The organism is Flavobacterium sp. J49 (assembly GCF_011742145.1).
In the GTDB taxonomy this organism is placed as follows: domain Bacteria; phylum Bacteroidota; class Bacteroidia; order Flavobacteriales; family Flavobacteriaceae; genus Flavobacterium.
Window position 1 is genome coordinate 474,359 of the sequence record NZ_JAAQQU010000105.1, and the last position, 13,545, is coordinate 487,903.

Below are 13,545 nucleotides of genomic sequence, written 5' to 3' on the forward strand. Positions count from 1 at the left end.
GAGATTAAAAGAAACGACTGTGCCAGCTTTCGCCTGCGGGAACTTCCCAATTGTCGTTGAATTCTTCGATAGTATTGACCAAATTATTAAACACGATGGTATTGGCAGTGACTGCTTTTTCTTTGGCCATACGCTTAAAATCGATTAAGGTTTTGTGCGCAATATGTTCACCGTTTTTGAAAGTGACATTCATTTTGTCTAATAAATCCACTTGGTATTTTTGTTCCAAACTTTGGATAAAAGATACTGAGGAATCAATAGAACAACCCGTTGCCTGTTGCACTTCCTGATTGACGGCGAGTATAATAAATCGATTGTATTTTAGCAAATACGAGGCCTCCAAACCGGTTCCGTGAGCTGACCAGTTTTCGATAAATGTTTTTAAGTCATTCTCGATTTCAGTCATTTCATCGTCTGAAAATTTGCGATTGGATTGGTAAATCCAAATTCGGGATTCTTCGGGTAAATTTTCAAAGGGAACGTACATAGAAATTACGGATTATAAATTATAAATCTTGGGCATTGGCGATTAATTCCGCTACGTCCATTACTTTAACATTAGCTTCTTGTTCTTTGGCTTTCACACCATCAGTCATCATGGTATTACAGAACGGACAACCGGCTGCAATGATTTCGGGTTTGGTTTCCAAAGCGTCTTCAGTTCTTTCGATGTTTACTTCTTTGTTTCCGGGTTCGGCATCCTTGAACATTTGAGCACCGCCGGCACCACAACACAAACCATTGGCACGAGAACGTTTCATTTCTACCAATTCGGCATCCAGTTTTTGGATTAAATCTCTTGGCGCTTCATAAATATTATTGGCACGACCTAAATAACAAGGATCATGGAAAGTTATTCTTTTGCCTTTAAACTGTCCGCCTTCAATGGTTAAACGTCCTGAATCTAACAGCGATTTTAAAAACTCCGTATGGTGAACTACTTCATAAGTTCCGCCCAATTCAGGATATTCATTTTTTAAAGTATTAAAACAATGCGGACAAGCGGTTACGATTTTTTTGGCTTCATAAGCGTTCAAAACCTCGATGTTCATCATGGCTTGCATTTGGAACAAAAACTCATTCCCTGCACGTTTCGCCGGATCGCCGGTGCAGCTTTCTTCTGTTCCTAAAACGGCAAATTCCACATTGGCACGATTTAAAATACGCACAAATGCTTTGGTGATTTTTTTGGCTCTGTCATCAAAACTGCCGGCACAACCTACCCAAAATAATACTTCGGGTTGTTTGCCTTGGGCCATCATTTCTGCCATGGTTGGCACGTTTAATACTTCTGACATTTTTTTATGTTTATTTGTTTATTTGGTAATACGGTTATTTGTCCATCCGAATAAACGAATAACCAAAACCACGAATCACCTATTCATGGTGCTCGTCGTCAAACACTTGAATAGTTACTTCTTTGTCTACCAAATCGGTGAACTTTCCTCTGTAACGGGTCGCCTTTACCAAGTGATTGTCAATCCAGTGGTAGTTGCCGCCACGGGGTTTTCCCATGACCATTCCGTGGTATTTGAATCCGTGTTGCTTTAACCAACGTTCGGTATATTCTCTGTGCGCTTCGGTTCTTGAAGTGAAAAAGAATATAATATGCCCTTCATCATACCATTTATTTAAGGTAATTAATGCATCCGGATAAACTTCTGCTGTTAACATTCTTTCAGGCTCTTCATTGGGAATATCATCACAAATTGTTCCGTCAATGTCGATTAGGTAATTCTTAATTCCTTCGGGTAAAATCGGACTTAAATGTTGTCCGTTTTCGGTGATGCTTTGCAGGTTTTTTTCGATGTCTTCCGCTTTCATTTTGTTACTTTTTATAGTGTTTCAAATTCATTCAACAAATTCCCAAGCCTCACAATTATGAGAATTTATCAATTATATATAGTTAATTTTCGTCTTTCCAGTTCAATCGGTCCATTTGGTTGTATTGCCATGGCGCGCCATTGTTTTCGATATTGGTCATCATGGCATTTAAGGATTGCGGTGCCGCACTTTGCTCCATTACCAAGTATCTTCTCATGTCCATGATGATTGATAACGGACTGATGTTGACCGGACATTCTTCCACGCAAGCATTACAAGAAGTACAAGCCCAAAGTTCTTCGGGAGTGATGTAATCGTTTAACAACGACTTATTATCAGGAACAAAAACACCTTTGTTAGCATCGATATTTTTGCCTACTTCTTCCAATCGATCACGCGTATCCATCATGATTTTTCTTGGAGATAATTTTTTGCCGGTTTGGTTCGCCGGACATGATGATGTACAACGACCGCATTCCGTACAAGTATAAGCATTGAGCAATTGCACCCAATTCAAATCCTGCACATCCGAAGCACCAAACTTACTTGGAACCGCATTTTCATCCACCGGTTGGGCCGCAAACGGATCGGCGTTTGGATCCATCATCAGTTTTACTTCTTTGGTAACACTTTCTAAATTATCGAATTTGCCTTTGGCATTTAAATCGGCGAAATATGTATTCGGGAATGCTAAAAGAATGTGTAAATGTTTAGAATAATATAGATAGTTCAAGAAAATCAAGATTCCGATAATGTGGAACCACCAAGCGGCTCTTTCAATAATGATAACCGCTTCCAACGAAAAACTATCCGGTGATGGCACTAAAAATTGCGAAATAATATTTCCCGAATTCATATCCTGAAACTTCAAATCAAAAGCATTCATGATTAAGAACAACGACATCAATACGATTTCGAAATACAAAATGGTATCGGCATCTTTCTTTGGTGCACCTTTTAAATCGGAACTCGCGAATCTTTTTAGTTTGATTATGTTTCTTCGTATCCAAAACGCGATAACCGCTACTAAAACCAATACCGCTAAAACTTCAAACGAACCGATTAAAACGCCATAGAATCCGCCTAAAAACGAGAAGATTCGGTGTGTTCCGAATAATCCGTCAATGATGATTTCTAAAACTTCTAAGTTGATGATTACGAATCCAACATAAACAATAATGTGTAAAAATCCGGCAATTGGACGTTTCACCATTTTAGATTGTCCCAAAGCAATCATTGCCATGTTTTTCCAGCGAGCAGAAGGATTGTCGGTTCGATTAACCTCTTGCCCCAATTTGATGTTGCGCGAGAGTTTCTTTACGTTTTTGGCAAAAAAACCAATACCTGCAAGGAGAATAATCGCAAAAAGTATGTTGTCAATATACATCATGGTTTAGAAGTTTACTTTTTATTAATGGTATCGTTTACAGGTGCTTTATAGGGTTTGCTTTTCTTTCCGAAAAGCGAAACATTTACATAACGTGTTGGATTTAGGCGCAAATCTTGCAACAACAATTCCAATTCTTTAGAAGACTTGGCGAAGTTGTTGTATAAAGCATCGTCCTTGGCCAATTTACCTAAAGTCCCTTTTCCGGCTTGCATATCGGCCATAAGCTTGTCTACACTGGCTAAAGTTTTTTCCAAATTTTTAACGGTTTGTCCGATATTGGCTTTGGCCAAAGAATCAGACATGGTCTTTAAATTACCTGATGCCTTATCGAAATTCGTCATCGTCGAAGAAATCTTGTTTTTGTTGTCAGCAAGTAATTGGTTAACGCTTACTGAAGCTTCTTTAAATTCGGCTAAAGTGGCATTTAAATTTTCTAAACTGCCTCTGAGGTTTTGTTTGGTTTTTTCGTCTAACACTTGGTTGACATTGACCAACATGGTGTTGGCGTTCTCCAAAACTTTATCCAATTTTTCTTTGATAGGTTTGATTTGGTTGGATACTTCTTCGGTTAGTCCTAATTTGTTAGCAGAAGTGAAAAAATCTCCTGAAGCGGCTATTTCCTGGGTTTCATTATTAGGCAGAATAGCAATCTGCTTTCCACCGATGGGTCCGGGAGAATACAATTCGGCCACACTGTTTTTGGGGATTTTATAATCGCCATTGATTTGCAATTCGACCAATGAAGTCCAGTCTTTTTGCAACTCTATAGAATTTACTTTTCCCACCACTAACCCGTTAATGGTTACCGGCGAAGACGAAGCCAGTCCGTCTACATTGCTGTATTTGACATAGTATTTATTGTAGCTCGACAATAAGTCTCTTCCCTTTAGGAAACTATAACCCCAAATGAACAATAAAATAGAAGCAATCACTAAAATTGCAGTCTTAATTTCTCTGGTAATTTTCAAAGCTGATTGTTTTTTTTTTTACAAACTGTTCGACCTTCGGTCTCGAGTGGCAAAGTTAAAATAAAATACTAAAACTCCTTGTAATTATTACTTTAATGCTTCTTGAACCGAAACTTTTTTACCGTTTTTAAAGGCAATGACAAACGCGGATGAAAATCCTTTGGCTTTGGCTTCTGCTAATAATCTTTTAGCTTCGTCATAGCTGGAGGTTTCCCCGTACATATATTTATAGAGTGTACCTTCGCTCGACATGGAAATATTGTTTAATCCTTTAAAATTACTTGGTGTAAGCTCTAATTTCTTGCCACTGGCAGAAAGCTGTACTTTGAATGTAGCCACTCCTGAACTCACAACCGTTTCCGATTTTGGTTCTGTTTTAGAATCCGGTTTTTTTACCTCCGGACTTTTCACCACCGGTTTTGTAGCTTGCGAATCAACTACTTTTATGGATTCAACTCTTTGAGAAGGCTTGACATCATCTGTATCTCCTGAACCGTAAAATTCTTTCTTATAACTGAGAATAGCTTCTGCAATAGCTTCTGCAACTCCTTGTTGTCCTTCTTCAGAATCAAGTCTTGCGCCTTCTTCCGGATTGGATATAAACCCCATTTCTATTAAAACTCTCGGCATGTACGCTTTGTGCAAAACCATAAATGGTGCTTGTTTCACGCCACGACTTTTTACTTTTAAATCATCAATAAAATGGTTCTGAATTTTACCGGCCAAGGCAATGCTGCTTTCCAAATACTCTTCTTGCATCATGGTTAAACCAATAATACTCTCGGGCGATTTTGGGTCGTAACCTTTGTATTTCTGTTGGTAATCTTTCTCCATCGTGATTACTTCATTCTCTTTTTTAGCAGCTTCTAAATTGGAAGCATTTTTAGACATACCCATCACATAAGTCTCTGAACCACAAGCTGCCGAATTTTTATTGGCATTACAGTGAATAGAAACAAATATATTGGCATCGGCTCTGTTGGCAATATTGGCTCGTTCAATTAAATCAACAAAAGTGTCATTTTTTCTGGTGTAGATTACTTCTATACCCGATTTGCTTTCTAAAATTTTACCCACTTTGAGCACTACGGCTAAAGCTATTTTCTTTTCGATGTGACCATTGTAAACCGCACCATAATCATGGTCTCCGTGACCGGCATCGAGTGCTACTTTAAACTTTTGACCCGATTGGGCAAAAGTCAAATTAGAAATAAATAATAAAATCGTACCTACGAACGCAATTCCTTTCATTTGTTTTATCAATTTCAAAATATGTATTATAATTTTTTTAAATTTTTACGGCAGAGGTTTTTCCTCCCATAGTTGTGACAATAAAGGCGTCTTTAAACCCATGTCTTTTGGCCTCTTCATTCATTCTTTTGGCACCTTCTAAATCTGTGGTATTACCATAGAAATACTTGTATAAATTATTTTCAAAAGTATAAGTTATCATTTTTAAGCCTTTAAAATCGGGTGAAGTCAGCTCTCTTTTCTTTGAACTGGCAAACAATTGTACTTTGTAAGAACCTTCAACGACAGGAGTCATTTGGGTTTCTTCCGGTTTTGAAATTACCGGGGTTTGTACCAATGATTTTTCCGCTCGTTTAATAGTATCTTCGGGAGACTCAGTTTCTTCCTTAACCATGGCGCCGTCAAAATATTCTCTTTTGTATTTTAAAATCGCCTTGGCTATTTGCTTGGCCATTTTGTTCTGCCCTTCTTCTGAATTTAAAAATTCTCCTTCTTCTTTGTTGGATAAAAAGCCCAGTTCAATTAATACTCCGGGCATTACTGCGGCGTCTAAAACCCATAACGGTTGTTGCTTTACACCTCTTGTTTTTCGGTTTAAATTGTGGGTAAAATTATCCTGTATGGCTGAAGCCAAACTAATACTACTATTTAAATTCTCTTCTTGAATCATTACTCGACCAATTAAACTTTCGGGTTTAGTAGGGTCGAAGCCTTTGTATGTCTTATTGTAATTGTCTTCCAATAAAATTACGGAGTTCTCACTTTTGGCTACTTCCAAGTTCATATCACTTCGCGACAATCCCATCACAAAAGTTTCTGTTCCCGAAGGCGTTTGATTGGAGACCGAATTACAGTGAATAGAGACAAACAAATGGGCATTGATTTTATTGGCTACTTTCGGACGGTTGACCAATTCAATAAAAGTATCGTTTTTGCGGGTATAAACCACTTCAAAATCTTTCTCCTTTTCGAGTATTTCACCTACTATTAAGGTTGTCTTCAAAGCGATTTCTTTCTCAACAAAGCCGTGATAAGAATTACCGGGATCTTTTCCGCCATGACCTGCATCTAATACCACTACAAACTTATTGGTTTTGCCCTGCCCAAAAACAGTCAAAACACTCAGGAGTAACAGTAACGATAAATACGATTTTATATTTTTTTGAAAACCCATCGACTTCAAAAGTTAATTTTAATTAAAACACAGCAATCATAAATGTAATATTTACCTATTTTTGACCGAAAATATTGTTTAAGTTTGCCACGTCAAAAACCAAGCCATATTTCTACAAAAATAGCATTAAACCTTTGCAAAGAAACTTATTTAATATCGTTTTTTTAACAATTTTCCTAACATTAGGAATCACAAAAACATATTCACAAGACTTACCTCCAAAAAGCAATCCTATCCCTGCTAAAAACCAAGCAGATAGCACTAAAGTTGAGTTAACTGATCTTACAAAAGTCATTGACTCTAGCCAAAAAGACAGTCTAAAGCCCAAGAAATCATTTTTAGACGGAAAAATCAAAAGAAAAGCGGTTGACTACGAAAAATTAGACCAAAAGAAAAAACTCATTACGCTCTACAATCAGGCAGAAGTGTACTATCAGGATATCGAATTGAAGTCGGGTATCATTGTTATTGACTACCAAAAAGACGAAGTTTACGCCGGAAGAATTAAGGATTCCACCGGAAAATACTCCCAAAGACCGGTTTTCAAACAAGGCTCAAATGTAGTCGAACCGGATTCGATTCGCTTTAATTTTAAAACCAAAAAAGCTTTGGTTTGGAATTCGAGAAGCCAACAAGGAGAAATGAACATCAAGGCAGCCATCACCAAGAAGGAAAATGACTCCGTTTATTTTATGAAAGGCGCGCGTTTCACCACTTCCAAAGACATTGAAAATCCGGAGTACTATTTTCAAACCAACCGCGTCAAACTGGTTCCCGGAAAAAAAGTTGTGGTAGGTTTAACGAATATGGTCATAGCCGATGTACCTACGCCTATCGCTTTGCCTTTTGCCTTTTTCCCGATGACGGACAAAGCGCGTTCGGGTTTGATTATCCCAACATACAACGACAGTAATACCCGTGGTTTTTCGTTGCAAAACGGTGGTTATTATTTTGCTTTGAGCGATAACTATGATTTAGCAGTCTTGGGCGATTATTATACTAATGGTAGTTACGGAATCCGATTTGAATCTTCCTATGCCAAGCGCTATAAGTTCTTAGGGAATGTAAACGTCCGTTTTGAAAATCTTATTCAAAGTGAAAGAGGTTATCCCGATTACAGCAGAGCCAACAATTACAATATCCAATGGACACATTCTAAAGACGGAAAATCCAACCCGAATTCAAGGTTCTCTGCTTCGGTCAACTTAGGAAGTAGTAAATTCTTCCGTCAATCGTTGAATCAGGTGAATGTGGGTTCGACTTTGAACAACACCTTAAGTTCTTCCATATCTTACTCAAAGACGTTCAATTCGGTTCCTCAGGTGAATTTGTCATTGGCTGCAACTCACTCGCAAAACACCAATACCGAACAAATCAACATGACCTTGCCTACTTTGCAAATGAGCGTGGACAGAATTTTTCCTTTTGCGCCCAAAGACGGGATTAAGAAAGGTTTCTTTAAAAACATCAATTTACAATACAACTTAAGAGGTGAAAACCGAATTGCAACCACCGATTCTCTTTTCTTCAAATCGGAAATGTTCCGCGATGCCAAATTGGGTTTCCAGCATAGCATTCCGTTGAGTACTAACTTTAAAGTTTTCAAATACTTTAGTGCTTCTACTTCGGTGAATTATAATGAAGTTTGGTATTTTAAAACCATCACAAAAGAATACCAAGCTACAACCAATCAAGTGGTTAACAATGAAGTAGCCGGATTTGATGCTTTCAGAACCTATTCGTTTTCTGCCGGTTTGGGAACTACCATTTATGGTACTTTTAATTTTGGCGAAAAGAAAAAAATTCAGGCCATTCGACACGTGGTGAGACCAAACATTACCTATAGCTATACGCCGAGTTTTGAAAAATACTACGACACTTATGACCCCGATGGCAGTGGTACTATGCTCAAAGATTACACGCGTTTCGAAGGCGGAATTTTCGGCGCACCCGGCAAAACGATGTCCAATAACGTTGGTTTCAGTTTGAGTAACACTTTTGAAGCCAAAGTAACCGAAAAGGATTCAACCAAAACAGAGCCTAAAAAAGTGATGCTCTTGAACAATTTGAATTTTTCCACCAGCTACGATATTACCGCCGATTCCTTGAGATGGGCACCGATGCGTGTGAGCGGCGGAACACAACTGTTAAAGCAAAAAATGAACATCAATTTTGCAGCGACACTTGACCCTTATGCCATTAATAACTCGGGGCAAAGAATCAATACTTGGAACATTGACAATGGCGGAAGCTTGTTCAGAATGACCAGTGCCAACATGACGCTCAATTATTCATTTTCGAGTAAAGACGGCAGTGGTGCCGATAAGAAAAACGAACAAGGCAAGCGAAATGGTGGTCGTGAAGATGATTTATTTGGAACCAATACCGATTTGAGTGACCGCCGACAGAGTCAGTTTGACCAAAACGATGAGGAAGCAAAACCGGTATCAGAATTCTTTAAATACGAATTGCCCTGGGACATGACTTTGGCTTATTCACTCACCTATTCCAACAATCGACGAGAGCAGGAAATCACCGGCAATTCGGTTATGATTTCAATGAACACTGATTTGACACCCAAATGGAAAATAGGTGTTTCGACCGGTTATGACTTTGTACAAAAAGGCGTTACGTTTACGCAATTCCGTTTTGAACGCGATTTGTTGAGCTGGCGTATGGATTTCAACTGGGTGCCGTTTGGCGACAATGCCTATTGGGGTTTCTTTATCGGAATCAAATCGGGTGTGTTAAGCGATATCAAGTGGGATAAACGTTCGCTTCCGGACAGAACTTTGAGATAATAGAAAAGAGAAGAAAGAGCAAAGAAAAAAGAAAATAAAAACACTGATGAAAAAAATAATTTTTACAGACAAAGCGCCGGCGCCGATTGGTCCATACAACCAAGCGGTATTGGTGGACAATACTCTTTACACTTCGGGACAAATTGCTTTGAATCCCGTTACCATGGAATTGGTTTTAGACGATATCGAAACCGAAACCAAACAAGTCATGGAAAATATGAAAGCAGTTCTTGAAGCCGCTGATATGACTTTTGATAACGTAGTTAAAACAACCATTTTCATCATGAACATGGGTGACTTTTCCCGAATCAATACCGTTTACGGCAGTTATTTTGACGAAGCTACAGCTCCGGCCAGAGAAACCGTTCAAGTAGCTTGTTTGCCTAAGAATGTGAATGTCGAGATTTCAATGACGGCAGTAAAATAGTGTTCATTCTTCCGTTTTGAATGATCAATATAGTGTTCTAAAAAACCAATCCTTTGTTGTGAAAACGATGAGGGATTTTTTATTTACATTTACTCGTTAATAATGACTAACCCTGTTATAGTTTCAGATGAACATACCAACTCAAATTGAAGCCTACATAAACAGTCAACCTGAACCCAAAAAAAAGGATATGGAAAGGTTGCACCAAATCATTTTGGGTATCAATCCAACTTGTAAATTATGGTTTTTGGATGGTAAAAACAGTAGCCAAAAAGTGATTGCCAACCCCAACATAGGTTATGGTCTTTACACCATAAAATATGCTGACGGTAAAACGAGAGAATTTTATCAAATTGGTCTAAGTGCCAACAAAACCGGAATTTCATTATATCTCATAGGTATTAATGACAAAACTTATTTGGTCCAAACCTATGGTGAAAAAATAGGCAAGGCCAGCGTGACCGGCTATTGCATTAAGTTTAAAACAATACAAGACATAAACCTTGAGGTTCTGGAAGCTGCATTAAGATTCGGTTTTACGACGACTTAAAGGCTATTAAAACTTTTAATACAGTCAAAAAAACCTAACATTGCTGTTAGGTTTTTTTTATTATTTATTTAAAATGTGGTACGCAATCAGTCCGTCGATTGGTCTTCGGAGTACGTTGCCTATTTTAATATCGTATTTGGCTAAAATCTGCTCTAATTCGTCTTTCAAATAAAACGCAATAGAACCCACAAAATGCACCGGCACTTCTCTGCAATTATCGTATTGCATGATGTAATTTTTGGCAAAAGCTTTCAATTCTTTTTTGATAATCTTTTTACAAAAAGGATTGTCTTTGTGTTTGATGATAAACTTGGCAAAAGTCGCCAAGTAAGCATTTGGGTTGGCTTCTTTATACAAATTGGCTTTGATATAATCGGCATCTACATTGTATTCTTCTTCAAACTCTTTGGCCAATTCTTTGGGCATACTGTTAAAATAATATCCGCGAATCAAATGCCTTCCAAAGCGATTCCCTGAACCGTCATCCATGGCAATATAACCTAAAGATTGTACTTTTTGATGCAATACTTTACCATCAAAGAAACTACAATTAGAACCTGTGCCAAGGATACAAACAATAGCTTGCTCGTCTTTGGGAGTCGTGGCATAAACCGCCGCATAAGTATCTTCATGTACCGAAACCACAGCATTGGTAAAATATTCTTCAAACACTTTGGTCAAGAAGTTTTTCATACGGTCAGTACCGCAACCGGCACCATAGAAGTACAAGTGTGTTGCTTTATCTTTATTGTGTTCTATGTCAAATTTGTCATCCAGACGCGCAATCACTTCTTCTTTGTCTAACACTTCGGGGTTGAGGCCCAAGGTTTGAGTGGTAAAAAGCACTTTTCCGTTGTCATCAATTGCAATCCAATCGGCTTTGGTAGAACCACTGTCAACTAATAATTTCATAATCAATTAGGAATTACGAATTAGGAATTACGAATTTGAACAGCAGTTCAAATGATAAAACTTAATCCTCTTTATTATTTCGGTTTGGTTGTTTGTTGGGTATAAAAAATCCCGTCATCGCAAAGATAACGGGAATTTGTTATTTATTATTATAAGCCGGCAATATGCACTGATAAATCAATCAATTTACTTGAATAACCGTATTCGTTATCGTACCAAGAAACCAATTTGAAGAAGGTTGAGTTCAAACCAATTCCGGCTTTAGCATCAATAACAGAAGTTCTTGAATCGCCTACGAAATCTTGAGACACTACGTCATCTTCGGTAAATCCGAGAATTCCTTTTAGTTCGTTTTCAGAAGCTTTTTTCAAAACTGCCATAATTTCTTCATAAGAAGTTTCTTTGGCTACTTTTACGGTTAAATCCACTACAGAAACGTCAACGGTTGGCACACGGAAAGACATTCCGGTTAATTTGCCGTTCAAACTCGGGATTACTTTTCCTACGGCTTTGGCAGCACCGGTAGAAGAAGGAATAATGTTAACACTGGCTGCACGTCCGCCTCTCCAGTCTTTTCTTGAAGGCCCGTCAGCTGTCATTTGCGTTGAAGTAGTGGCATGAACAGTAGTCATCAAACCTTCAACAATGCCGAAGTTGTCATTGATTACTTTGGCCAATGGCGCCAAACAGTTGGTGGTACAAGAAGCATTAGAAACTACAGTATCCGTAGCTTTAGCTTCGGTATGGTTAACTCCCATTACAAACATTGGTGCATCAGCAGAAGGCGCTGAAATGATTACTTTTTTGGCACCACCATCGATGTGTGCTTTGGCTGTATCGATTGTCGTAAAGAAACCGGTACATTCGGCTACTACATCAACGTCAACATCTTTGTCATCCCATTTAACCAATTTTGGATCTCTCTCGGCAGTTACTCTGATGAATTTGTCGTTTACGTATAATTTGCCGTCTTTTACTTCCACTTTTCCGTTAAAACGACCGTGAACTGAATCATATTTTAATAAATAAGCCAAATGGTCAACATCTAATAAATCGTTTATGGCTACTACTTCTACATTATCTCTGTTAAAGGTTTCTCTAAAAACAATTCTTCCAATTCTCCCGAAACCGTTAATTCCTAATTTTACTTTTGACATTTTATTTTATTTTCTATTTATTATTTAATTGTGATTTTATATTTGTGCTTTCACCTTTAAGTCGACATAATATCAGACACTCTTAAAAGCTCTACATCGATTTCAGAATGCCCTTTGATGGCTTGTTCCAAAGGCGTTAGTTCTATTTTATCGGCCAATACACCTACCATAAAATTGGTTTTGCCTTCTATTAAAGATTCTACCGCTTTTACGCCCAATCTCGATGCCAATACACGGTCAAAACAAGAAGGTGAACCGCCACGTTGCATATGACCTAAAACAGACACTCTGATGTCGTATTCCGGTAAATGTTCTTCGATATAATCTTTGAGTTGGAAAACATTTTTTCCCATTTTTTCGCCTTCTGCCACTACGACTATGCTGGATGATTTTCCGGAAGCTTTACTTTTTTGCAGCGATTCCAGTAGTCTGTCTAAACCTAAATCTTCTTCAGGAATCAGAATTTCTTCAGCTCCGGCACCAATTCCGGCATTCAAAGCAATGTGTCCGGCATCTCTTCCCATTACCTCCACAAAGAACAAACGATTGTGTGAACTTGCGGTATCTCTGATTTTATCGATACATTCTACAACGGTGTTCAAAGCGGTATCATAGCCCAAAGTATGACTGGTACCAAAAATATCGTTATCAATCGTCCCCGGAATTCCCATCACCGGAAAGTCGAACTCGTTGTTAAATACTTCCGCACCGGTAAAAGAACCGTCACCGCCAATAACTACTAGAGCATCAACGCCTGCGTTTACCAAATTTTGATGGGCTTTTTGTCGGCCTTCCACGGTCATGAATTCTTTAGAACGCGCTGATTTTAATATAGTTCCGCCTTTATTTACAATGTTGTTCACACTACGCGGTCCCATTTCTTTAAAATCGCCTTCAATCATTCCTTGATAACCTCTGTAAATCCCTATACACTCTATATTGTGATAGGCACATGTTCTGACAACAGAACGAATGGCAGCATTCATTCCGGGTGAATCACCACCTGAGGTCAATACTCCAATCTTTTTTATACTTTTAGACATTTTTATCGTATTAAAATGTAAAATTAGCAAAGACGAAGTAGTTTTTTG

Annotated in this window: 13 protein-coding genes; 3 read left to right on the forward strand and 10 right to left on the reverse strand. The window is 38.2% G+C overall.

Translation table 11 applies throughout. The annotated features are described in order from the left end of the window. Nucleotides 1-4: 4 nt before the first annotated feature. The 7 genes from HA632_RS12865 to HA632_RS12895 form a co-directional block, all read right to left on the reverse strand. A complete protein-coding gene (locus tag HA632_RS12865; protein ID WP_176307599.1) occupies nucleotides 5-487 on the reverse strand; it encodes an ABC transporter ATPase in 483 nt (160 codons plus the stop codon). Nucleotides 488-506: 19 nt separating this feature from the next. After that, nucleotides 507-1,298 carry a (Fe-S)-binding protein gene (locus tag HA632_RS12870; RefSeq protein ID WP_176307600.1) on the reverse strand — a complete coding sequence of 264 codons (792 nt, stop codon included), beginning with the start codon at nucleotides 1,296-1,298 and terminating at the stop codon, nucleotides 507-509. Nucleotides 1,299-1,377: 79 nt separating this feature from the next. Then, complete coding sequence (locus HA632_RS12875; protein ID WP_176307601.1) at nucleotides 1,378-1,824, reverse strand: phosphoheptose isomerase; 447 nt, start codon at nucleotides 1,822-1,824, stop codon at nucleotides 1,378-1,380. 82 nt (nucleotides 1,825-1,906) lie between these two features. After that, the gene (locus HA632_RS12880; protein WP_176307602.1) at nucleotides 1,907-3,214 is read right to left on the reverse strand and encodes a (Fe-S)-binding protein; all 1,308 of its coding nucleotides are present in this window, start codon (nucleotides 3,212-3,214) and stop codon (nucleotides 1,907-1,909) included. Nucleotides 3,215-3,225: 11 nt separating this feature from the next. Then, nucleotides 3,226-4,182 (reverse strand): MlaD family protein, encoded by a 957-nt coding sequence (locus tag HA632_RS12885; RefSeq protein ID WP_176307603.1) that lies wholly within the window; start codon nucleotides 4,180-4,182, stop codon nucleotides 3,226-3,228. Nucleotides 4,183-4,269: 87 nt separating this feature from the next. Then, nucleotides 4,270-5,433, reverse strand: coding sequence for an N-acetylmuramoyl-L-alanine amidase (locus HA632_RS12890; RefSeq protein ID WP_176307604.1), 1,164 nt, complete (start codon nucleotides 5,431-5,433; stop codon nucleotides 4,270-4,272). Between the two features lie 37 nt (nucleotides 5,434-5,470). Then, nucleotides 5,471-6,607 (reverse strand): N-acetylmuramoyl-L-alanine amidase, encoded by a 1,137-nt coding sequence (locus HA632_RS12895; RefSeq protein WP_176307605.1) that lies wholly within the window; start codon nucleotides 6,605-6,607, stop codon nucleotides 5,471-5,473. A 134-nt stretch (nucleotides 6,608-6,741) separates the two neighbouring features. On the opposite strand from HA632_RS12895, the gene HA632_RS12900 reads away from it, so the two are divergent. The 3 genes from HA632_RS12900 (at nucleotide 6,742) to HA632_RS12910 (ending at nucleotide 10,385) form a co-directional block, all read left to right on the forward strand. Next, the gene (locus tag HA632_RS12900) at nucleotides 6,742-9,408 is read left to right on the forward strand and encodes a putative LPS assembly protein LptD (RefSeq protein WP_228778787.1); all 2,667 of its coding nucleotides are present in this window, start codon (nucleotides 6,742-6,744) and stop codon (nucleotides 9,406-9,408) included. A gap of 46 nt (nucleotides 9,409-9,454) precedes the next feature. Further along, nucleotides 9,455-9,835 carry a RidA family protein gene (locus tag HA632_RS12905; RefSeq protein WP_176307607.1) on the forward strand — a complete coding sequence of 127 codons (381 nt, stop codon included), beginning with the start codon at nucleotides 9,455-9,457 and terminating at the stop codon, nucleotides 9,833-9,835. A gap of 127 nt (nucleotides 9,836-9,962) precedes the next feature. After that, on the forward strand, nucleotides 9,963-10,385 hold the full coding sequence (locus tag HA632_RS12910) for a DUF1801 domain-containing protein (RefSeq protein ID WP_176307608.1): 423 nt from the start codon (nucleotides 9,963-9,965) through the stop codon (nucleotides 10,383-10,385). Nucleotides 10,386-10,445: 60 nt separating this feature from the next. On the opposite strand, the gene HA632_RS12915 is transcribed toward HA632_RS12910, so the two are convergent. The 3 genes from HA632_RS12915 to pfkA form a co-directional block, all read right to left on the reverse strand. After that, nucleotides 10,446-11,297: a BadF/BadG/BcrA/BcrD ATPase family protein gene (locus HA632_RS12915; protein WP_176307609.1), complete on the reverse strand. Its 852-nt coding sequence runs from the start codon at nucleotides 11,295-11,297 to the stop codon at nucleotides 10,446-10,448. Nucleotides 11,298-11,446: 149 nt separating this feature from the next. Next, nucleotides 11,447-12,454 (reverse strand): type I glyceraldehyde-3-phosphate dehydrogenase, encoded by a 1,008-nt coding sequence (gene gap, locus HA632_RS12920; protein ID WP_176307610.1) that lies wholly within the window; start codon nucleotides 12,452-12,454, stop codon nucleotides 11,447-11,449. A 56-nt stretch (nucleotides 12,455-12,510) separates the two neighbouring features. Continuing rightward, on the reverse strand, nucleotides 12,511-13,497 hold the full coding sequence (gene pfkA / locus HA632_RS12925) for a 6-phosphofructokinase (protein WP_176307611.1): 987 nt from the start codon (nucleotides 13,495-13,497) through the stop codon (nucleotides 12,511-12,513). Between the last annotated feature and the right edge of the window lie 48 nt (nucleotides 13,498-13,545).

Excerpts from the sequence above, each read along its gene's own strand:
- HA632_RS12865 (WP_176307599.1), bottom strand. The coding sequence starts at position 487 with ATGTACGTTCCCTTTGAAAATTTACCCGAAGAATCCCGAATTTGGATT.
- HA632_RS12870 (WP_176307600.1), bottom strand. The coding sequence starts at position 1,298 with ATGTCAGAAGTATTAAACGTGCCAACCATGGCAGAAATGATGGCCCAA.
- HA632_RS12875 (WP_176307601.1), bottom strand. The coding sequence starts at position 1,824 with ATGAAAGCGGAAGACATCGAAAAAAACCTGCAAAGCATCACCGAAAAC.
- HA632_RS12880 (WP_176307602.1), bottom strand. The coding sequence starts at position 3,214 with ATGATGTATATTGACAACATACTTTTTGCGATTATTCTCCTTGCAGGT.
- HA632_RS12890 (WP_176307604.1), bottom strand. The coding sequence starts at position 5,433 with ATGAAAGGAATTGCGTTCGTAGGTACGATTTTATTATTTATTTCTAAT.
- HA632_RS12895 (WP_176307605.1), bottom strand. The coding sequence starts at position 6,607 with ATGGGTTTTCAAAAAAATATAAAATCGTATTTATCGTTACTGTTACTC.
- HA632_RS12905 (WP_176307607.1), top strand. The coding sequence starts at position 9,455 with ATGAAAAAAATAATTTTTACAGACAAAGCGCCGGCGCCGATTGGTCCA.
- HA632_RS12910 (WP_176307608.1), top strand. The coding sequence starts at position 9,963 with ATGAACATACCAACTCAAATTGAAGCCTACATAAACAGTCAACCTGAA.
- HA632_RS12915 (WP_176307609.1), bottom strand. The coding sequence starts at position 11,297 with ATGAAATTATTAGTTGACAGTGGTTCTACCAAAGCCGATTGGATTGCA.
- gap (WP_176307610.1), bottom strand. The coding sequence starts at position 12,454 with ATGTCAAAAGTAAAATTAGGAATTAACGGTTTCGGGAGAATTGGAAGA.
- pfkA (WP_176307611.1), bottom strand. The coding sequence starts at position 13,497 with ATGTCTAAAAGTATAAAAAAGATTGGAGTATTGACCTCAGGTGGTGAT.